The organism is Pseudomonas sp. S1_G07, from assembly GCF_054668565.1.
Genome location: NZ_CP162778.1, coordinates 4,146,297 through 4,167,115, shown reverse-complemented (window position 1 = coordinate 4,167,115; position 20,819 = coordinate 4,146,297). Strand labels below are relative to the sequence as shown.

Here is a 20,819-nt window from a genome sequence, read left to right as displayed (position 1 = left end):
CCCTGACGGAGAGTCAACGATGCCTATCATCAACAGCCAAGTAAAACCGTTCAAAGCAACCGCATACAAAAACGGCAACTTCGTAGATGTGACCGACGCTGACCTGAAAGGCAAGTGGTCCGTCGTGTTCTTCTACCCAGCCGACTTCACCTTCGTTTGCCCAACCGAGCTGGAAGACCTGGCCGACAACTACGCCGAATTCCAGAAACTGGGCGTCGAAATCTACAGCGTTTCCACCGACACCCACTTTGCTCACGCTGCCTGGCACAACACTTCGCCAGCCATCGGCAAAATCCAATACACCATGATCGGCGACCCTACCCTGACCATTTCCCGCAACTTCGACGTGCTGATCGAAGAGGCTGGCCTGGCAGACCGCGGTACCTTCGTGATCAACCCTGAAGGCCAGATCAAGATCGTTGAATTGAACGACGGTGGTGTGGGCCGTGACGCTTCCGAGCTGCTGCGCAAGATCAAGGCTGCTCAGTACGTAGCTGCTCACCCAGGCGAAGTGTGCCCAGCCAAGTGGAAAGAAGGCGAGGCTACTCTGGCTCCGTCCCTGGACCTGGTCGGCAAGATCTAACTCTGTGAAGACGTATCAAGGGCGGAACTCCGCACTTAAGTAAGCTGCATCCGCCCTCAAGACGCCCGGGCGAAAGTTGCTCGGGCGTTTTTTTGTCTGCAATAAACCGAATTAATAGGAAATCGCCCGTATGTTGGACGCCAATCTTAAAGCTCAGTTGAAGTCATACCTGGAGCGGGTCACCCAGCCGATCGAGATCGTCGCCTCCCTCGATGACGGCGCGAAATCCCAGGAAATGCTTGCTCTTTTGCAGGACGTCGTCAGCCTGACCACGCTGATTACCCTGAAGACCGATGGTGATGATGCGCGCAAGCCGTCGTTCTCCATCAACCGCCCGGGTGCCGATATCAGCCTGCGTTTCGCCGGCATCCCCATGGGCCATGAATTCACTTCGTTGGTGCTGGCCCTGCTGCAAGTCGGTGGCCACCCGTCGAAGGCCAGTGTTGAAGTGATTGAACAAATTCGCGCCCTGAAAGGTGAGTTCAGCTTCGAAACTTACTTCTCGCTGTCGTGCCAGAACTGCCCGGACGTGGTCCAGGCGCTGAACCTGATGGCGGTGCTTAACCCGAATATCCGCCACGTCGCCATCGACGGTGCATTGTTCCAGGCCGAAGTCGACGATCGTCAGGTCATGGCTGTGCCAAGCGTCTACTTGAACGGTGTGAACTTCGGCCAGGGCCGCATGGGCCTGGAAGAAATCCTCGCCAAGCTCGACACCAGCGGCCTCGAAAAGGCCGCCGAAAAAATCAGTGCGAAGGACGCTTTCGACGTACTCGTGGTGGGCGGTGGCCCGGCTGGTTCTTCGGCCGCCATCTATGCGGCGCGCAAAGGTATTCGTACCGGCGTGGCTGCAGAGCGTTTTGGTGGCCAGGTGCTGGACACCATGTCCATCGAGAACTTCATCTCGGTACAGGAAACCGAAGGGCCGAAACTGGCCAGTGCGCTGGAAGCCCATGTGCGTCAGTACGACGTGGACATCATGAACTTGCAGCGCGCCAGCAGCCTGATCCCTGCAAAAAATGCCGGTGAGCTCCACGAAATTCGCTTTGAAAGCGGTGCGACCCTCAAGTCCAAAACCGTGATCCTGGCGACCGGCGCCCGCTGGCGTGAAATGGGTGTGCCGGGCGAGCAGGAATATAAAGCCAAGGGCGTATGCTTCTGCCCGCACTGCGATGGCCCGCTGTTCAAAGGCAAGCGCGTCGCGGTGATCGGCGGTGGTAACTCCGGTGTTGAAGCCGCCATCGACCTGGCCGGGATTGTCAGCCACGTGACCTTGCTGGAGTTCGACAGCAAGTTGCGCGCCGATGCGGTGTTGCAACGCAAGCTGTACAGCCTGGCGAACGTTGATGTGATCACCAGCGCGCTGACCAGCGAAGTCAAAGGCGACGGTCAGAAAGTTACCGGCCTTGCCTACAAGGACCGCGATACCGGCGAGTTCAAGACCATCGACCTGGAAGGCATCTTTGTGCAGATCGGTTTGCTGCCAAACACTGATTGGCTCAAAGGCACCGTCGAGCTGACCCCACGTGGCGAGATCATCGTCGATGCGCGTGGCGAAACTTCACTGCCAGGCGTATTCGCCGCCGGTGACGTGACGACCGTGCCATACAAGCAGATCGTGATTGCCGTAGGCGAGGGCGCCAAGGCTTCGCTGAGCGCATTCGACCACCTGATTCGTACCTCCGCGCCGGCGTAAACCCAGACCGTAAATACAAAGCCCCATGAGCGATCATGGGGCTTTTTGCTGCGCGAGATCTTTACAGCGGTGCTGGCTGGATGATCTCAACCCAGTAGCCGTCCGGGTCCTTGATGAACGCCAGGCTTTTCATGCGGCCGTCGTTCAGGCGCTTCTGGAAGTCGCAGCCCAGGGCTTCGAAGCGTTCGCACGCCGCAACGATATCCGGCACCGAGATGCAGATGTGGCCAAAGCCGCGCGGGTCGGTATTGCCGTTGTGGTAAGCGAAGTCGGCATCGTTTTCGGTGCCGTGGTTGTGGGTCAGCTCCAGGATGCCCGGGATCGACTTCATCCACTGGGTGCGCTCGGCGGCGTCGGCCGGGATCTGCGCCTTGTCCACCAGGGCCAGGAAGTACAGGCTGAATTCGGCGTCGGGAAAGTCGCGTTTTTCAACCAGGGAGAAGCCCAGGACGCGGGTGTAGAAATCCAGCGACTTGGTAATGTCCTTGACCCGCAGCATGGTGTGGTTGAACACGAAGTTCGTGGTTGCGGTGTCAGGTTGGGCGGTAACGCCCGGGAAAGTGTTCAGTTCGTGCAGGCTCATGGGCCCTCCAGAAAAAAATGAGGCAAATGCGGCTCCAGGTGAGAGGAGCGTTCCCTTGGCTTGCGGCCAGCATCCTTGCAGCCGAACCATGATACGCAAGGCCCGGCCGCCGCGCCAAATGAAAAGGTCACGCAGGCCTTGCGGCCGGCGGGTGCCAGGCTCACACTTTGTTACTTGATCCTTGGGTGTGTTTTGCATGATCGACGTTCGTATAGGCGCTGCTTTTCTGCTATTGGCCAGTTCTTTCGTGCTGGCGGCCGACCCGGAAATTCATTGGCCCAGCGGCTGGCAAGTCGAGGACGTGATGGTCGACGGCGAGGCACCGGCAAAGCCTGCGTCGGTATCGCGTCAGCGTGCGATCAAGCATGATGAAAACGGCAACACGTTGATGGTCATGGAGTTGACCGGCACGCCGATTGAGGCGGGGCACAAAGTTAATCTTCAAGGCGTGTTATTGGAGATGCGCAAAGCCATACAGAAGGATTTTGCTCGAAGCGGCTATCAAAGCGTTTGCACCAAAATGCACGCTGCCACATTGAGCCGCCTTGACGCACTGGAAACTACTTGCGTGATTACCGAAAACGGGCGGCACATACTGTCGCAAACATTGGTCGGTGCTGTTGATACCGATAAAGCGTATGTTTTTTCATACGCGGGCCAGGTCCAGGCATACGAGGCGAGCAAGGATGAAGTCAGTTCAGTGCGTGACAGCCTGAAACTTTAAGAGCGTCAAATCGATCGATTATGAACAAGATGAAATGTTATTTAAGTTCGGTTTCGAACCCTTGAATAGAAAAAGCCCCGCATAAGCGGGGCTCTTTATTAGTGCAGCGTGATCAGCCGCGAAGCCAGGAGTCTACAGTAGCGGCGCCGTACTGTTCTTTCCAGGCCTTGAGGCCACGGTGGTTGCCGCCCTTGGTTTCGATCAGTTCACCGGTGTGCGGGTTCTGGTACACCTTGACTACGCGCGCGCGGCGCTGTTTTGGTGCAGCAGTGGCAGCCGCGCTGGACTTGCCCGCGTTTGGATCGAGGATCAGGATGATTTCACGCAGGCTTTTGCCGTAGGTTTTCATCAACGCCTGAAGCTTTTCTTCGAATTCGATTTCTTTCTTCAAGCCCGCGTCGTTCTTAAGGGACTCCAACTGGGCAAGCTGCTCTTGAAGGGCTTTTTCTGCTGCGCGAAATTCGGCGAGTCTGGACAAAATTCTGTACTCCAATAGTGTATTTGGCTGATATCAACTGCAGGCAAAGCTAAGCCAAAAGCTTTAAGGCGACTCAAAGAAAAAGTCGTCCTGCGAGTTCAACGCAGGCAGGAAAAATTGTAGTAGTTAATGCGCCACGAGTAAATCACGTCTTTCACCTTGCTAACAATATTTCCAAGTGTGTAGTGCATGGCTATTCAATGCTTGGCCAGGAATTTAATGAACTCATCACAGGGCAAAGGTCTTCCAAACAGGTAGCCCTGTAGGAAATCCACACCGTGAGCCGCCAGATATTCGCACTGCTCGGCTGTTTCCACGCCTTCTGCGACAATGCCCAGGTCGAGCTTGCCGGACAATTCGATGATGCTGTCGATAATATGACCTGATAGTGCGTCCGCTCCGATCATGGCAACAAAACTCTGGTCGATCTTCAAGTAGTCCACATTGAAATTGCGCAAGTAACCCAGGCTGGAATGGCCGGTGCCGAAATCATCGATGGCAATCATCACGCCCAGTTCATGCAGCGCATCGAACAGGCGGCGGGCGGTATCGGTGGGTTCGATCAGCTCACGCTCGGTCAATTCCAGCACCAGGGTCACTTGGCCCGGTGGAAAGGCGGCTAGAAATTCACGACAGTCCTGCACCAGCGCGAGGTCGTGGCAATGCCGCGCGGTGATATTCACCCCAATATGGAAGCCTGGGCTGAAACGCGCCGCATGGGGTGCCAGTTGCGCGGCGGTCTGGCGTAGCAGAGCGCGGGTCATTGGCACGATCAGGCCGGAGTGTTCGGCCAGCGGGATAAACAGGTCGGGTCGAACCACGCCCTCCTTGGGGTGGTGCCAGCGCATCAGCACTTCACAACCGGCCCATGCGTGGGTGTCGCCACGCACCACCGGTTGAAAGTATGGGACGAACTCATTGGCACCCAGGGCGCGTTGCAGTTCATGGGTAGGGGAAGAGGAGCGCTTTTGCAGCCAGTATGCGAACAGCCCCGCCAACACGCCAAAGAACACCACCAGGCTGAATAGCGGCGGGTAGCGATCCTGCATGTATCGCCACACTTCACCGGCCGGCATGCCGGCGTCGACACTGTAGTGGTAGCGTGCCGACACAAGGTGGTGAGGGGCCACGGCAAACGCCGGCACGGGCAGGTTGTGCACTGAGCCGTCGGCGTCCAGCCAGTGGGGGCCGACCTGTAAAACCAGCTGCGCGTAACGGCTGATCAGGCGCAACGCATTGGTCAGGTGGTAACCGTCGATGGATGCGAAGGCGCCTTTGTCGCCTTCGGCCAGCCGATAAACCAGCAGCGCGGTATCCGGCGTCACCGGGTTGCCGTTCATCAGCCACAAGCTGCCGTCGACATAATCATTCGTGTTGACCGCAGACCGGTGGCTGTCGCCAAACAGTGAGCTGCAATAAATGTTCTGCTGCCACGACAAGGTGGTGGCCCGCACAAACGGCCGGCGCGTGACCTGCTCACGCAGTGCCAATTGCACGTTGCTGTCGCAAGGCTGGCCGGCCAGCGGCAGCAGGGCCTGGGCGGCGAGGGCGGTGTTGTCGAGCATCAGGTCGAACTGGCGCACCGCTTCCCGCGCGGTTTGCGCGGTACTTTGTTCAAGGGTGCGTTCGGCCTGCCAATGGAGGATGACCACACCCAGCAGAATCGGCAGCAGCCCGCAGAACACGCTGATTATATAGCGCCCGAGGGGGTTTCGAGGACCTTTGACGGTGAAGGGCATGGGGTCTGGGGCCTGTTGCAAAAAGGACTTTACCGGCAGGCCGGTCAGGAATCTTTCGATGATAGATGGCCTGCTTGAAATAAGCTCGCCATACCCAGGCTTTGCGCAATCTGGATGAACGCCAGGGTGGCGGGCGATGACTGGCGACGATCAAGCACGGCCAGGCCGATCTGGCGCGGTACGCGGGGGGACAGTGGCCGTACGGCATAGCGCGCATCCACACTGCGCGGTAACGAAGCCTCGGCGACGATGCTCAAGCCATCGCCACGGCTGACCGCATCCAGCGTGCTCAGCAACTGGGCGCAGCGATAGCGCACCTTCGGGCGCAATTGAGCCGCGGCAAACAGGCGGGTGACCAGTTCCGCGGAACCGGCCTCAGTGAGAATGAACGGATCGTCGCACAGGTCCTGCAAGCTCAGTGTGTCGCGTGCCACCAAAGGATGTTTGGTCGGCAACAATGCCACCATCTGGTCCTCGAACAAGGCAAAGGTGTCGAAGCGCTCCTGCTCCAGTACCACAAAGCCCACGTCGATCCGCCGCTCATCCAGCCACTGCAGTACCTGGCGGTCGGGGCCTTCGTCCACATGCACCTCGATCCCCGGATGGGCCGCGCGAAACTGATCGAGAATGGCCGGCAGCAGGCGAATCGATGCCGTCGGGCCGAACGAACCGATGCGCAAGGTGCCGCGCTTCATGCCGCGGGCATCGGCGGCTTCCTGTTGCAGGGTGTTGGCCAGGCCCAGCATGGCACGGGCGCGCCCCAGCAATTGCTGGCCGATGTCGCTTGGCTCAACCAGCGTCTGATGGCGCCGGAACAGCTCCACGCCCAGCTCCTGCTCCAGGGCCTTGATCGCATGGGACACCGCCGATTGGCTGATCCCCAGGCGATGGGCGGCGCTGGTGAAGCCCTGCAGTTCAGCCACAAGGGAGAAGATTTCCAGTTGGGTCAGGGTCATGAGTGATAGCTCATTTTACGATGATAGGTCATTAGCTAAAGAATACGCGCATTCTTCCATTCCTTGAGCCAATCCCATGCGCCCAGCCTCGGACTGCCTGACCTACTGCAAACTCGCCGCTGTCACCATGATCTGGGGCGGCACCTTTGTCGCCGGGCGTTACCTGGCGGACCAGCTCAACCCGCTGCTGGCCGCCAGCCTGCGGTTCATGCTGGCGAGCGTTGCACTGTTGCTGTTCATGGCGGTTGCGCGCATCCCTCTGGCGCGCCCCAGCGGCAGGCAGCTGGCGCAACTGACGGTGCTGGGGTTCTTCGGTATCTTTTTCTACAACCTGTGTTTCTTTTATGGGCTGCAGTACATCAACGCATCGCGGGCCTCGTTGATCGTGGCGTTGAACCCGGCGGTGATCGGCCTGGCGTCCTGGCTGCTCTTCAAGGAAGGCCTGGGGCGCGACAAAATCATCGGCATCGCGCTGTGCCTGGGAGGCGCCGCCAGCGTGATTGTCAGTCGCAACCCACAGCTGCTGCAGGCGGCACCCAACAGTTGGCTGGGTGATCTGTTGATTTTCGGCTGTGTGCTGGCATGGGGCATTTACTCGTTGTTTTCACGAAGCCTGAACGCCAGCCTCGGCCCTTTGCAGACCGTTACCTGGTCGGTGCTGCTGGGCACGTTGATGCTGAGCGTCACCACCGTATCCATGGGGCGTTTCACGATTGAAAGCCTTGGCCGTATCGATCTGCCTCAACTGTTGAGCCTGGTGTACCTGGGCGTACTGGGCTCTGCGCTGGCCTATATCGGTTACTACGACGGCATCCGGCGTATCGGTGCCACGCGGTCCGGTGTGTTTATCGCGCTCAACCCTCTCACCGCAGTGATCTGTGGGGCCTTGCTGTTGGGCGAGCAGTTGACAGCCCCCATGTTGGTGGGTGGGGCGGTGATTCTGCTGGGCATCTACCTGTGTAACAAACCCCTTGCGCGGGCCAGGGTAATGGGGATTTGATAAGAGTACGGACAAACCCTGTTACGCTGTGTAGAATCGATTTACGCATACAAGAATACGGACTTGCGCTCACGCAAGCCTCGGCCGTCAGAGACTGATGTAACCATGAAGCGACTCGGCTCCCCCCTCATCTTTGGTGACTTCCTCGCCCGCAGCGTGCGAGGTCTCTCCTGCGCGCCACCCTTACACCTCACCCTTGCTGGCAATTGATATCCGCTCACCACAAGAATGAGGCGCCGAACATGGCCGACCAATACGCAAACCCAATGGGCCTGATGGGCTTTGAATTCATCGAATTCGCATCGCCTACCCCTGGCATCCTGGAGCCGATCTTCGAGATCATGGGCTTTACCAAGGTGGCCACCCACCGTTCCAAGAACGTGCACCTGTACCGCCAGGGTGAGATCAATCTGGTCCTCAACAACGAACCCAACAGCATCGCCTCCTATTTCGCGGCCGAACATGGCCCGTCGGTGTGCGGCATGGCGTTCCGCGTCAAGGACTCGCAAAAAGCCTACAACCGTGCGCTGGAATTGGGGGCGCAACCGATTCATATCGAAACCGGCCCGATGGAACTCAACTTGCCGGCGATCAAGGGCATTGGCGGCGCGCCGCTGTACCTGATCGACCGCTTTGGTGAAGGCAGTTCGATCTATGACATCGACTTTGTGTACCTCGACGGTGTGGACCGTAACCCGCAGGGCGCCGGCCTCAAGGTCATCGACCACCTGACCCACAACGTCTATCGCGGACGCATGGCCTACTGGGCCAACTTCTACGAGAAACTGTTCAACTTCCGTGAAGCCCGCTATTTCGATATCAAGGGCGAGTACACCGGCCTGACCTCCAAGGCCATGAGCGCCCCGGATGGCATGATCCGCATCCCGCTGAACGAAGAGTCGTCCAAGGGCGCCGGGCAGATCGAAGAGTTCCTGATGCAGTTCAACGGCGAAGGTATCCAGCACGTGGCGTTCCTCACCGACGACCTGATCAAGACCTGGGACGCCCTGAAGAAGATCGGCATGCGCTTCATGACCGCGCCGCCGGATACTTACTACGAAATGCTTGAAGGCCGCCTGCCGAACCACGGCGAGCCGGTAGACCAGTTACAAGCGCGCGGCATCCTGCTCGACGGTTCCTCCGTTGAAGGCGACAAGCGCCTGCTGCTGCAAATCTTCTCGGAAACCCTGATGGGCCCGGTGTTCTTCGAATTCATCCAGCGCAAAGGCGACGATGGGTTTGGCGAGGGCAACTTCAAGGCACTGTTCGAGTCCATCGAGCGCGACCAGGTGCGTCGCGGTGTGCTCGCCACCGACTGATCGGCCAGCGTGAAACCGAGCCCGACGGAGGATGTGCCCCGTCGGGCTTCTTTATGCGTGCCGATCGGCAGGGAACCAGATATTCGCTGAGGCTCACTCAGACAGCTGGGAGGAAGGTTGCCTACAGCCTCTCACTGTCATTTCCAGCCTACAGGTATTTCCATGAGCACAGTTTCGTATGTCAATCACCCCCCGATCCCTCCATCGATACAGGCGCTCATTCAGAGGCCCGAAATACACAGCGAACACGCCGGGCCAACCCGCATCGCGCGCTCCGCGATCGATTCACAGGCGCCTGACCGTGCGCGTGAAGCGTATCTGGATAGCTTGCAGTCGGATTACCTGGATGGTGCTCTGAGCGCCAAGGGATACAAACTGGCTGAAGCGGCGATACCGCCCGCTAAAAAAGGCGCGCCTGGCGTACAGGTTTCCACTTTTGCGGTGGATGGCGCGCAATCCAGCGACATCGTGGTCGTCAAGCGAGTGCCGGTCACACCGGAAGGCCCCAATTTTCTGTTGTATGTTCCGCACGAGGATGAGGCTTCGTTTCATGAGTTCACCACGGCCGAGGACATGACGACGTGGCTCAAGGAAATGGCGACCGACCCCGAACAACTTGACGCGTTCGCCCGGCATTTTTCCTTGGCTGCAGCGCCTGGTCAGGTCGAGCGAGTCAAGGAGACGTTGGTGCGGTTTGCCGCGGACGACATCAATGCCGTGGTCGGCAGCTTTGCCTATGAGAAAGGCGACATTTTCCAACGATTGGATAAGGACGCTACTGTCCCGCCCGTGCAGGTCAACGGGCTTAGCCAAACTCGCCTTTTTTCAATCAAGCCCGATGGTAAAGCCACCTATATCGGCACCCGGCCAGATGGCAAGGAGGTACTCTTCAGCTATGACGCCTACGGCAACCTGCACGGCGGCAACAAGAACGACTTCTATTTGGTTCGAAACGGGCTGAATAACGATGAGCCGCTGACGCCGATGACGCTCAAGCAATACACGCGCAAAGTCGCCAACGTAGCCCTGGACAATGTGGGCGCCAATGATCTGCGCGGGCTCTACGACGAATTCCTCAAGCAACTCAGAAACCCCGGCCACGGCCTGGGCACCGCGTTGAAAGTACTGGGCGTGCCGGAGGATGTGGCCAATTCGATCGAGACCATCGTCAAGAACCCCGTGAAAGGCACGTTGCTTGAACTGAACCATGACAATCGGCTCGGCAAACTCTTTGGTGTTGAAAGGGAGGCGATGGATAGCGCCTTGGAAAAGGTCGGCGATGAACTGCAAAGCCTTATCCCGGTTTATGGTCAGAGAAGAGCGCAATTGGAGGAGGCCGCGGATCTGCTTGAGGAGCGGTTCGGCACCCCCGAAGAACCGAAAGCCCAGGTGGTGGCCCGCTAAGCGATTACCGCGCAACCTTCCAGAGGGGTATGGATGCCCCCACGCCGACATCCATTCACCGTTCAGGCTCGACGCTGACGCACCAGATGCTTGAACCCTTCGTACACCAGCACCATGACCGCGAGCCAGATCGGAATGTAGGTCAACCATTCCCCTGCCTTGATCCCTTCGCCCAGCAGCAGTGCTACCACCAGCAACAGGACCGGCTCGACATAACTGAGCAGGCCGAACAGGCTGAACGCCAGTAAGCGGCTGGCGATGATATAGCTCACCAGCGCCGAGGCGCTGATCAGGCCCAGCAGCGGAATCAGCGCGTACAGCTTGGGGTGGGCGTCCATCACCGCGTAGCCCTGTTCGCCGCTTTGCACAAACCACCACGCCACGGGCAGCATCAACGCCATATCCAGCCACAGCCCGCCCAGGTGGTCGGTCTTGAGGGATTTACGCACGATGAAGTACAGCGGGTAACCAATGATCACCACCAGCGTCGCCCAAGAGAAGCCGCCGGCCTGGTATAACTCATTGAGTACCCCAAGGCAGGCAAAGAACACCGCGATCTTTTGCAGGTATGACAACTGCTCGCCCCACACCAGGCGTCCGGTGAGCACCATGCTCAAGGGCAACAGGAAGTAACCGAGGGATACATCCAGGCTGCGCCCGTTCAACGGCGCCCACATGAACAGCCACAACTGCACGCCGAGCAAAGCCGATGACAGCAGCATGCCGCCCATCAGCCAGGGCTTGGCCGCCAGCATTTGCAGCAGTTTCCACACGCGCCGCCATTCGCCGCTGACGATCATGAAGACCGTCATGCACGGCACGGTCAGCAGCATGCGCCAGCCGAAGATCTCCAGGCCGCTCAAAGGTGCGAGCAACGATGTGAAGTAATACATCCCGGCAAACAGCACCGAGGCCGAGACCGATAACACAACACCTTTAGACACGCTGTCCTCGCGAAAACCGATGTGTACAAAAAGAGGAGGGCATTATGGGGGCTTCGGCGGGAAACGGCTGCTCTGTTTTGGGGCGTGTAGCGGAAATTTTCTCACAGCCCCCTGGGTGGGGGCTGTGATCCAGGTTTTTTTGCCCTTCAGATGCGCGCCATGCGCCCCGAGACAAAGTGGCTGACGTCATTGAACCCCGGCGTGGATGAGTGCCCAGGTGTGACCAATGCGTCGATAAACGCCTCATCCTCGGCCGTGATCTTCACCTCCAGCGCGCCAGTGTAGGCGTCCCACTGCGCTTCGGTACGCGGCCCGACAATTGCCGAACTCACCGCCGAGTTGTTCAGCACCCAGGCGATGGCAAACGGCACCATCTCCACGCCGCGCCCTTGGGTGTATTGCTGGATCTGCTGGGCAATGCGCAGCGACTCCACGCGCCATTCGGTTTCCAGGATGCGCTTGTCCTGGCGCGCGGCGCGGCTGCCCGGTTCGGGTGTCACATCCGGCGCATATTTGCCGCTGAGCACGCCCCGCGCCAGTGGGCTGTAAGGCACCACGCCCAGGCCGTACGTGGCGGCGGCGGTGATCTGCTCGACCTCGGCCTGGCGATTGACGATGTTGTACAGCGGCTGGCTGATTACCGGCCTGTCCACCCCCAGGCGCTCGGCGATGCGGATCACTTCGGCAATGCGCCAGCCACGGTAATTGGACAGGCCCCAGTAGCGGATCTTGCCCTGGCGTATCAGGTCGCCAATGGCCGATATCGTCACCTCCAGTGGCGTGTTGTGGTCCTCGCGGTGCAGGTAGTAGATGTCCAGATAATCGGTGTCCAGCCGCGTCAGGCTGGCCTCCAGCGCCGTGAATATCCGTTTGCGGCTCAAACCGCTGCGGTTAGGCACACCGTCCGGCGGGCCGAAGCCGACTTTGGACGCCACCACCCAATCCTGGCGCTGCCGCGCAATGGCTTCGCCGACCAGTTCTTCGGAGCGCCCGCCGGTGTACACATCCGCCGTGTCGATGAAGTTGATACCCTGGTCCCAGGCCTTGTCGATGATGCGCAGCGAGTCTTCGGTGTTGGTCTGTTCGCCAAACATCATGGCGCCCAGGGTCAAGGCGCTGACCTTCAAACCGGACTGGCCCAATGTGCGGTAAATCATGCAAAGCTCCTTAATGCAGGAAAACGTGCACCATGCAATACCAGACTCAGCGGCTCTGGAACAAGCCTTGGGTGCATTTCTTCATTCACTTTTCAGCCCTTTGACATCAGTCTCGTCGACGTAGCACTGTCACGCAGCAAACACTTCATTGTTTATGAGAAAGCATTACGCCTTCAACGTCCGCGTCATCCGCAATGCCAACACACTGCCGGCCACAATCACCGCCGCCAGCAGGTACAACGCCGTGTCCGTGGACCCGGTGGCATCCTTCACAAAACCGACGATATATGGGCTGAGGAAGCCGGCCATCTGGCCCATGGAGTTGATCAACGCCAGGCCGCCGGCTGCCGCGCCGGCGCTGAGCAGGGCGGTCGGCACCGGCCAGAACATCGGCAGGCCGGTGAGGGCGCCCATGGTGGCGATGGTCAGGCCAAGAATCGCAATGGCCGGGGTGGTGGCGAAATTCACCGCGATCACCAGGCCGATCGCGCCCATCAGCATCGGCACCACCAGATGCCAGCGCCGCTCCTTGCGCATGTCGGCGGAGCGGCCCACCAGCAACATGAACACCGCTGCCAGCAGATACGGGATCGCACTGAGCCAGCCAATCACCAGGTTATCGCTGAAGCCCAGGTTCTTAATGATCGACGGCAACCAGAAGTTGATCGCGTACACACCGCTCTGGATACAGAAGTAAATCAGGCCGAACGCCCAGATCGCGGGGTTCTTGAATACGTCGGCGAGGGAGTCGGTGGCGGTTTTCGGCTTGTTGGCCAGGTCGCTGGCCTGATCGGCTTCCAGCACTGCGCGCTCATGGGGCTTGAGCCACTTGGCGTGGGCGAAGCTGTCGCTGAGCAGGAAGTAGGCGAGGGCACCGAGGATCACGGTGGGGATGCCTTGCAGCAGGAACATCCACTGCCAGCCCGCCAGGCCACCCTGGCCCGCGGCGAAGTGGTTGAGAATCCAACCGGAAAACGGGCTGCCGAGCAAACCGGACACCGGGATCGCCGACATGAACAACGCCATGATCCGCCCACGGCGGAATGTCGGGAACCACTGCGAAAGGTAGAGCACCACGCCAGGGAAGAAGCCGGCTTCGGCGGCTCCGGTGAACAGGCGCAGGGTGTAGAAGTGCGTCGGCGTGGTGACGAACAGCAGGCACGTGGACAAAGTGCCCCACACGATCATCATCAACGCAATCCAGCGCCGAGGGCCGAACCGGGTCAGCGCCAGGTTGCTGGGCACGCCGCACAGCACGTAGCCGATAAAGAAGATCCCGGCCCCCAGGCCGTACACGGTTTCGCTGAACTTCAGCGCATCGAGCATCTGCAACTTGGCAAAGCCAACGTTGACCCGGTCAAGGTAGTTGAACAGATAGCAGATGAAGATGAAGGGGATCAGGCGCAGGGTAATGCGCTGGTAGATGGCGTTTTTATCGTCATCGGTGGCCAGTGTGGCAGCGGCGCTCTGTGACATGGCAGTCTCTCTTTATTATGATTTTTTTCGATGCGAGGGTAACGTTGATCGCCCAACGAGTCTCGGCCACGTAGCGGGGTACTGTCTTTGTGCTCGCGCACAGTCAAGCGCGCTTTGCACTGTGCCGATGACCAACCACGATGAAGGAAGTTGGCCCCATGTTCGAGCTGGATCATGACCTGGCGCAGGATATCGTCGATCGAACCATGGCGATTCTGCCTTACAACGTCAACGTCATGGACAGCCAGGGCCTGATCCTGGGCAGCGGCGAAAGCGAGCGGATCAATACCCGCCATGAAGGCGCGCAGTTGGTGCTGGCCAACGGGCGAGTGGTGGAGATCGATGGTCAGACCGCCAAGCACCTCAAGGGCGTGCAACCGGGTATCAACCTGCCGCTGATGCATGACCAGCGCCTGATCGGCGTATTGGGTATCACGGGTGAGCCCGAGCGCTTGCGCATCTACGCCGAACTGGTGCGCATGACCGCCGAAATGCTGGTCAGCCATCGCCACCAGCAAGCCGAACAGCAATGGCGGCGCCAGCGTTGCGATGATCTGTTGGCGCTGCTGCTGGCCGACACCGGCGACTCGCCACGGCTGGTCGACGAAGCCCGGCAATTGGGGCTCAAGCCGCAATTGGCGCGCACCCCGTATCTGTTTGAGTTGGGCGCGGGCCAATCGGCGCAAGCCCTGAGCACCTGGCTGAGTTCGCGTTACCCGGACAGCTGGTGCGTGAGTTCGGCGCAGTTCTCGTTGCTGTGGTGCCGGCCGGCGGCGGTGCCGGTGGACAATCCCCGGCTGCTGGAGAAACTCGCGGGCCAAGGCTGGAATATTCTGCGCGTGGCCGTGGGCGGGCAGGCCGATGGGCTGGCTGGCCTGCGCCGTTGCTATCGTCGCGTCAGCGACCTGCTGGCCTACGGGCGTGACGTGCTGCCGCAATCGCGCCTGCTGACCCTCAACCGTTACCGCCTGCCGGTGATGCTCTGGCGTCATCGCAACGACGATGCAGTCGACGAATTGCTCAACCCCCTGCGCAAAGTACTGGCCAAAGACAGCAACGGCCAACTGCTGGCCACCCTGCGCGGTTGGTGTGAACACGACGGCCAAAGCCAGGCATGCGCCGATGCCTTGGGCATTCACCGCAACAGCCTGCGTTACCGCATGGAGCGTATTGCCGAACTCAGCGGCGTCGACCCGCTGACCCTGGATGGCATGCTTGCCTTGTACCTGGGCGTGCAGCTGCTGCCCCAGGCTTTGTCGGAATGAACAACAAACCTCACCCGCCGTTGTGCATCGGACCGGCGTCAGGGCCGGTACCAACTGGCAGCATGGGCGTCATGAAAACCGGAGAACACCCATGAAAATCGTGATTGCCCCCGACTCGTTCAAGGACAGCCTGAGTGCCGAAGGGGTAGCCAAGGCCATTGCCCAAGGGGTGTCTCAGGTCTGGCCGCACGCGCAGTTGATCCAGTGCCCGATGGCGGACGGCGGCGAGGGCACGGTGGAGTCGGTGCTCGCCGCCAGCAATGGGCAACTGCGCGGCCAAACGGTGCGCGGGCCTCTGGGCGCGGAGGTTGACGCGCGCTGGGGCTGGCTGGCCGAGAGCCACACGGCAATCATCGAAATGGCCGAAGCCAGCGGCCTGCAATTGGTCCCGCCAGGGCAGCGCGATGCGTGCATCAGCAGCACCTATGGCACCGGCGAGCTGATTCGCGCGGCCCTGGACGCCGGTGCCCGGCGCATCATCCTGGCGATTGGCGGCAGCGCCACCAATGATGGCGGCGCTGGCGCGATGCAGGCCCTCGGGGTGCAACTGTTCGACGCCCAAGACCAGCCCCTCGCGCCCGGTGGCCTGGCCTTGGCCCGCCTGGCCCGGATCAGCCTTGAACACCTGGACCCACGCCTGGCCCAGGTGCGCTTTGACATCGCCGCTGACGTGGATAACCCGCTGTGTGGTCCCCATGGCGCATCGGCGATTTTCGGTCCGCAAAAGGGCGCCACCCCCCGGCAGGTGCAGCAACTCGACGCGGCCCTGCGCCACTTCGCCGACCACTGCGCCCGCGTGCTGCCCAAAGACGTGCGAGACGAGCCCGGCAGCGGCGCAGCCGGCGGCCTGGGCTTTGCCGCCAAAGCCTTTCTCGGTGCACAGTTCCGTGCCGGCGTGGACGTTGTAGCCGAACTGGTGAGGCTGGATGACGCCATCTGCGGCGCCGACCTGGTCATCACCGGTGAAGGCCGCTTCGACGCCCAGACCCTGCGCGGCAAAACCCCCTTCGGCGTGGCGCGTATTGCCCAGCGGCACAAGGTGCCGGTGATTGTCATCGCCGGCACCCTGGGCGACGGCTACGAACAGATGTACGCCCACGGCGTGACGGCCGCGTTCGCCTTGCCGGGCGGGCCGATGAGCCTGGAGCAGGCCTGCAACGAGGCGCCGCGTCTGTTGCGCGAGCGGGCGGCGGATATTGCGCGGGTGTGGCGCGTTGCAGCCCGGCGCTGACACACACCGACAGGGCCTCTACACTGGCCGGCCACGTGTCTTTCAAAGGATGAAGCACAATGCACGCGCCTGAACCCCATATCGTCATCCAACGCTTTACCGAGGCCCATCTTGAAGGCGTCGCGGCGCTTTATAACGAACCGGCCGTGTGCCGTCAGGTGCTGCAGATGCCTTTCCAGTCGGTGGAGTCCTGGCGCAAGAAGCTGGTGATGGACAACGAGCGGCGACTGCAGTTGGTGGCGGTGCATGGCGGTGAAGTGATCGGCCAACTCGGCCTGGAACAGTACCTGCGCGTACGCCAGGCCCATGTCGGCTCATTCGGCATGGGGGTGGCCATCGCGTGGCAAGGCAAGGGCGTGGGCTCGCGGCTGTTGGCTGCGGCGCTGGATGTGGCGGATAACTGGATGAACCTGCACCGCGTGGAGCTGACGGTGTACGCCGACAACGAAGCGGCGCAATGCCTCTACCGCAAATTTGGCTTCGAGGTGGAAGGTCGCTTGCGCGATTACGCTCTGCGTGACGGCGTGTTTGTCGACACCGTGAGCATGGCGCGCCTGCGCACCTCGGTTTAGTCCGCCAAGGCAAACGCCACCGCCGCCCGCGCATGCAGCTCGGTGGTGTCCAGCAGCGGCAGGTGGCTGTGTTCGGGCTTGATCAGCAGGCCGATTTCCGTGCAGCCCAGGATGATCGCCTGGGCGCCACGCGCAGCCAGGGACTCGATAACCCGTTGGTAAACCTGCCGTGAAGCCTCGCTGATCACCCCCACGCACAATTGGTCATAGATGATCCGGTGCACGTCCTTGCGCTCCTCCGCGTCCGGCACCAGCACGCTCAGGCCGTGCCCGGCCAGGCGGGACTTGAGAAAGTCCTGTTCCATGGTAAAGGCGGTACCCAGCAAGCCGACCGTCCGCGTGCCCGCTTCCACGGCGGCCAATGCTGCCGCATCGGCGATGTGCAGGAGCGGAATCGACACCACCGCCTCGATACGCGGCGCCAGCTTATGCATGGTGTTGGTACACAACACCACGCAGTCAGCACCGCCGGCTTGCAAACGACGCGCGGCATCTTCCAGGATCAGTGCGGTATCGTCCCAACGCCCCGCGTGCTGAGCCTGCTCCACCGGGCCGAAATCTACGCTGTACATCAACACTTGTGCCGAGCGCAGGGGGCCGAGCTGGTCGCGCACGCGCTGGTTGATGATGCGGTAATACTCGGCGCTGGACTCCCAGCTCATGCCGCCGATTAGGCCGATGGTGCGCATGTGATGTTCCTGACAAGGGATGTGGCTTTACCTTACCGACTGCCAGGCCAACAGTCATACGCAGTTACCGAGCAAATGAGCGGAGCAGTTTGCGCAGGCGTTAATCGTACGGTGACGGCCGGCTTCTGCCATGATCGTGCTTCGCAACCTGGTTCATCCAAGGAAATCCGCAATGGACGATGTACAGCAACTGGGCGAGATGCTTCGTCATTACGCCGATAGCGAAGCGCATAAAAAACAGCAATTCGATGTGCAGTCGGCGCGTTGGGCGCAAAAGCTCGGCGAGTTGTTCGAGCAGATCGAACAGTGGATGGCCCCGGTCAAGACCGCCGGCCTGCTGGAGGTGCAGCGCGAAGTCTATGTGGCCAGCGCACCGAGCGTGCCGGTGGAAACATCGACCTTCAATACCGAGAAACTGACCATTCACATCACCGGCAAAGCCGTGGAGTTCGTGCCGGACGTCATGGGCGCGGGCGGCTTTATCAGCGTGGCGGTCATGGGCCTGACCGCCGCCAGGCACGGCAGCGTATCGCTGGTGTTGCCGGCGGATAAAAACGATTGGTTGTGGAAAAAAACCAACGGCCTGAAAGACCCGGACACTTATGGCTTCGACGCTAACTTCCTGGCTGCCCAGTTGCAGAGCCTGATTCCCCGCGAACGCGCCTGAGCCTGCGAACGGCGGGGCGCATGGCGATTGGCGCAAGGCTGTTCTCCCAGAGATCGTCTATAACTACAGTTCCATGTTCCAGCGCCGACCGCCAGGGAGTTCAAGATGAAATCAAGGCTAATGATCAGCACACTGTGCATCGCTTCGCTCGGGCTGGCGGGCTGTGCCAGCAAGATCACCCAACCGGATGAATATTCAGGTTTTCTTTCGGACTACAGTCAACTCAAAGAAGCCAAATCCCCCTCCGGCGCCGAGGTGATGCGCTGGGTCGACCCTGAACTGGACCTGAGCCGTTACAACGCGGTGTATATCGAACCGACGCAGTTCTACCCCAAACCCCAGGCGACGGCGAAAATTCCGGACAGCACCCTGCGTGGTATCAATGACTACTTCAATCAGGCGCTCAAGCGTGAGCTGGCCCAATCGATGCCCCTGGCCAATGCCCCAGGGCCGGGGGTGATCGTAGTGCGCGCGGCAATCACCGCAGTCAGCAGCAAGACCGAAGCGCTCAAACCCTATGAGTTTGTGCCGGTCGCCCTGGTGGCCGCAGCGGTCAGCGCCGGCACGGGTATCCGCGACCAGGAAACCACGTTGGGCACCGAAGCACAGTTTCTCGACGGCGGTAATGGCAAGGTCCTTGCCGAAGTGGTGCGCAAAGGCACTGGCACGCCGCTGGCCAACGACTCACAGGTGATGAAGGCCGATGACGTCAAAAGCGTCATCGATGGCTGGGCGGCAGACCTGCATCAATCCTACGTGAAGCTTAAAAAGCACTGATGCCAGGAACGCATTCCTGGCCGGTTCGTTGTCGCAGCGGCGTCGGGGACCTGCCAGCCATGCATCCGCCGTGCTGTTGTCTGACAACGGACCAACGCACGGAATTACTTGAGCGGCGTCAATGCTGGCAGCTTCCACTGCCCGTTACTCGCCTCAGGCTTGGGCAGGTAAATGCGTAAAACGGCGTAGAACGGGCCCGGCGGGGCCGGTAGCCAGTTGCTCTGCTCAGCCTTCGGCGGCTCGTGATGCTGCAAGGCCAGGGTCAGGCCGCCGTCGGCGTCCAGCTTAAGGCCCGGCAGCATGCGCGAATTGATCTGGTAGCGCTTCTTGTGATTGGGCACCAGCAGTCGGGTCTTGGCGTTATACATGGTCAGCGACCAGAACGCATCGGCCGGCGGCAGTTGGTCCTTGGCAAAGTGCACGGTATAGCTGTGGCGTGCGCCGTTGGCCGGTTTGCCTTCGCTGTCGTCGTGGTAGGTGAACAACGTGGCTTCGTCGGAGGAGTTGCCGAAAATGCCCGTGGCCGCGCCGGCGTAACGATACAGGTAGTTGTTTTGCAGGTGGTCACGGCTACCGTACAGATCGCCTCGGCTGACCTGTTGGGTATCGAGCTTGTCCTTCTTGAATGCGGCAAATTCGGCGTGCGCATCGGCAATACCGTCCTCAAGCGCCTTGCGCTGTTGCGCGGTCAACTGATTGACCTTGAACGGTGCGCCCGGCGCAATGCCGATTTTGGCAAAGCGTGCCAGCAGTTCTTTCTCGCTGTCCTGGGGCGCGGCGAAGGCCAGCATGAAGTTCAGGTAGCGAAACAGCTGCGGGCCTTCGGTCATGGTCGCCATCGGCTTGGGCCATTCGACCTTCGGCGCCCTGGCAGGGGCGGCCTGCTTCACGTAGCTGCTCAGCGCCTGCACTTTATAGCCGTTCTGGATCTGCTTGACCTTGTTCAGGTCCTTGTCATCGAACAACTGCGTGCGATAGAGCGCGTAGGCGAGGTTGCTTTCGCTGTACACCACTCGGTCCACGTCCACCGGCTGCTGACCTTTCCAGTCGGGACCGGCGATCATGTAGTGGCCGCCGTTGTTGCCAGTGCTGCGGGTGCCCAGGTAGGAGAAATTCTGCGTATAGAGATCGATCAACTGCACGGAGTAGTAACGGTTGTCTTCGATTTTCGGCAACGTCAGCACCTGCGGCTCGCGGCGCAGGTCCATCCACATGAAGGAGTACGCCATATCGGGGTTCGGCGTCGCCAAGACGTTGTCCTTGGGGGTCAGCACCTGCGCGGTGTTGCCGATATGGTTGAAGGGCGCTTTGAAGTGAGGGCCGCCTTTATCAACCGCCTGGGTATAGAGCGTCCTGTACATTTCTACTACGGGATAGCCATACAGGTACGCTTCCTTGGCAATGGCCCGGGCTTCGCTCGGGGTCGCCGTAAAGTCGGCCCAGGCGCCGCTGCTCATGAGTATCGAGAGGCTCGCCAACAGCAGGCGTGTCGGTTTTCCAATCATGTTGTTGCGTCCTTCTTGAGGGCTTTTTGAAGAATGTTTTTAAGTGGCGTGGGA

Annotated in this window: 20 protein-coding genes; 11 read left to right on the top strand and 9 right to left on the bottom strand. The window is 60.3% G+C overall.

Going from position 1 to position 20,819, the window contains the following annotated elements; translation table 11 throughout:
* The first annotated feature begins 19 nt into the window (after positions 1–19).
* Both ahpC and ahpF read left to right on the top strand, forming a co-directional pair.
* A complete protein-coding gene (gene ahpC, locus AB4O05_RS19000) occupies positions 20–583 on the top strand; it encodes an alkyl hydroperoxide reductase subunit C (protein WP_003173835.1) in 564 nt (187 codons plus the stop codon).
* Between the two features lie 130 nt (positions 584–713).
* Complete coding sequence (gene ahpF, locus AB4O05_RS18995; RefSeq protein ID WP_460135990.1) at positions 714–2,279, top strand: alkyl hydroperoxide reductase subunit F; 1,566 nt, start codon at positions 714–716, stop codon at positions 2,277–2,279.
* Positions 2,280–2,340: 61 nt separating this feature from the next.
* Here the strand turns inward: ahpF and gloA are convergent, their stop codons facing one another.
* Complete coding sequence (gloA, locus tag AB4O05_RS18990) at positions 2,341–2,862, bottom strand: lactoylglutathione lyase (RefSeq protein ID WP_460135991.1); 522 nt, start codon at positions 2,860–2,862, stop codon at positions 2,341–2,343.
* A gap of 196 nt (positions 2,863–3,058) precedes the next feature.
* Here gloA and AB4O05_RS18985 point away from each other — a divergent pair, with 196 nt between their 5' ends.
* A complete protein-coding gene (locus AB4O05_RS18985; protein WP_460135992.1) occupies positions 3,059–3,586 on the top strand; it encodes a DUF4946 domain-containing protein in 528 nt (175 codons plus the stop codon).
* A gap of 112 nt (positions 3,587–3,698) precedes the next feature.
* Here the strand turns inward: AB4O05_RS18985 and AB4O05_RS18980 are convergent, their stop codons facing one another.
* The 3 genes from AB4O05_RS18980 to AB4O05_RS18970 all read right to left on the bottom strand — a co-directional run bounded on the left by AB4O05_RS18980 (position 3,699) and on the right by AB4O05_RS18970 (position 6,759).
* A complete protein-coding gene (locus tag AB4O05_RS18980) occupies positions 3,699–4,064 on the bottom strand; it encodes a histone-like nucleoid-structuring protein, MvaT/MvaU family (protein ID WP_460135993.1) in 366 nt (121 codons plus the stop codon).
* Positions 4,065–4,261: 197 nt separating this feature from the next.
* A complete protein-coding gene (locus tag AB4O05_RS18975; RefSeq protein ID WP_460135995.1) occupies positions 4,262–5,803 on the bottom strand; it encodes an EAL domain-containing protein in 1,542 nt (513 codons plus the stop codon).
* A gap of 44 nt (positions 5,804–5,847) precedes the next feature.
* On the bottom strand, positions 5,848–6,759 hold the full coding sequence (locus tag AB4O05_RS18970; RefSeq protein ID WP_460135996.1) for a LysR family transcriptional regulator: 912 nt from the start codon (positions 6,757–6,759) through the stop codon (positions 5,848–5,850).
* Positions 6,760–6,835: 76 nt separating this feature from the next.
* Between AB4O05_RS18970 and AB4O05_RS18965 the strand changes: the two genes are divergently transcribed.
* The 3 genes from AB4O05_RS18965 (at position 6,836) to AB4O05_RS18955 (ending at position 10,482) form a co-directional block, all read left to right on the top strand.
* Complete coding sequence (locus AB4O05_RS18965) at positions 6,836–7,759, top strand: DMT family transporter (protein ID WP_460135997.1); 924 nt, start codon at positions 6,836–6,838, stop codon at positions 7,757–7,759.
* Positions 7,760–8,001: 242 nt separating this feature from the next.
* Positions 8,002–9,078, top strand: a complete 1,077-nt coding sequence (gene hppD, locus AB4O05_RS18960) for a 4-hydroxyphenylpyruvate dioxygenase (RefSeq protein WP_460135998.1) — start codon at positions 8,002–8,004, stop codon at positions 9,076–9,078.
* Positions 9,079–9,240: 162 nt separating this feature from the next.
* Positions 9,241–10,482, top strand: coding sequence for a dermonecrotic toxin domain-containing protein (locus tag AB4O05_RS18955; RefSeq protein ID WP_460135999.1), 1,242 nt, complete (start codon positions 9,241–9,243; stop codon positions 10,480–10,482).
* A gap of 62 nt (positions 10,483–10,544) precedes the next feature.
* On the opposite strand, the gene rarD is transcribed toward AB4O05_RS18955, so the two are convergent.
* From rarD to AB4O05_RS18940, 3 genes are all read right to left on the bottom strand, one after another.
* Positions 10,545–11,426, bottom strand: coding sequence for an EamA family transporter RarD (gene rarD, locus AB4O05_RS18950; protein WP_460136000.1), 882 nt, complete (start codon positions 11,424–11,426; stop codon positions 10,545–10,547).
* Positions 11,427–11,572: 146 nt separating this feature from the next.
* Positions 11,573–12,583 carry an aldo/keto reductase gene (locus AB4O05_RS18945; RefSeq protein ID WP_460136001.1) on the bottom strand — a complete coding sequence of 337 codons (1,011 nt, stop codon included), beginning with the start codon at positions 12,581–12,583 and terminating at the stop codon, positions 11,573–11,575.
* 165 nt (positions 12,584–12,748) lie between these two features.
* Positions 12,749–14,059: an MFS transporter gene (locus AB4O05_RS18940; protein WP_460136002.1), complete on the bottom strand. Its 1,311-nt coding sequence runs from the start codon at positions 14,057–14,059 to the stop codon at positions 12,749–12,751.
* Between the two features lie 158 nt (positions 14,060–14,217).
* Between AB4O05_RS18940 and AB4O05_RS18935 the strand changes: the two genes are divergently transcribed.
* The 3 genes from AB4O05_RS18935 (at position 14,218) to AB4O05_RS18925 (ending at position 17,127) form a co-directional block, all read left to right on the top strand.
* Entirely contained in the window at positions 14,218–15,324 is a 1,107-nt protein-coding gene (locus AB4O05_RS18935) for a sugar diacid recognition domain-containing protein (protein ID WP_460136003.1), read from the top strand.
* Positions 15,325–15,415: 91 nt separating this feature from the next.
* Positions 15,416–16,555 carry a glycerate kinase gene (locus AB4O05_RS18930; protein WP_460136004.1) on the top strand — a complete coding sequence of 380 codons (1,140 nt, stop codon included), beginning with the start codon at positions 15,416–15,418 and terminating at the stop codon, positions 16,553–16,555.
* Positions 16,556–16,614: 59 nt separating this feature from the next.
* Positions 16,615–17,127 carry a GNAT family N-acetyltransferase gene (locus AB4O05_RS18925; RefSeq protein WP_460136006.1) on the top strand — a complete coding sequence of 171 codons (513 nt, stop codon included), beginning with the start codon at positions 16,615–16,617 and terminating at the stop codon, positions 17,125–17,127.
* Here the strand turns inward: AB4O05_RS18925 and AB4O05_RS18920 are convergent.
* Entirely contained in the window at positions 17,124–17,816 is a 693-nt protein-coding gene (locus tag AB4O05_RS18920; protein WP_460136007.1) for an aspartate/glutamate racemase family protein, read from the bottom strand. The genes AB4O05_RS18925 and AB4O05_RS18920 overlap by 4 nt on opposite strands.
* 172 nt (positions 17,817–17,988) lie before the next feature.
* On the opposite strand from AB4O05_RS18920, the gene AB4O05_RS18915 reads away from it, so the two are divergent.
* Positions 17,989–18,483 carry a hypothetical protein gene (locus AB4O05_RS18915; RefSeq protein WP_460136008.1) on the top strand — a complete coding sequence of 165 codons (495 nt, stop codon included), beginning with the start codon at positions 17,989–17,991 and terminating at the stop codon, positions 18,481–18,483.
* Positions 18,484–18,588: 105 nt separating this feature from the next.
* Complete coding sequence (locus AB4O05_RS18910; RefSeq protein ID WP_460136009.1) at positions 18,589–19,260, top strand: DUF3313 domain-containing protein; 672 nt, start codon at positions 18,589–18,591, stop codon at positions 19,258–19,260.
* A gap of 104 nt (positions 19,261–19,364) precedes the next feature.
* Here the strand turns inward: AB4O05_RS18910 and AB4O05_RS18905 are convergent, their stop codons facing one another.
* Positions 19,365–20,765 carry a DUF1254 domain-containing protein gene (locus AB4O05_RS18905; protein WP_460136010.1) on the bottom strand — a complete coding sequence of 467 codons (1,401 nt, stop codon included), beginning with the start codon at positions 20,763–20,765 and terminating at the stop codon, positions 19,365–19,367.
* Positions 20,766–20,819 lie beyond the last annotated feature (54 nt).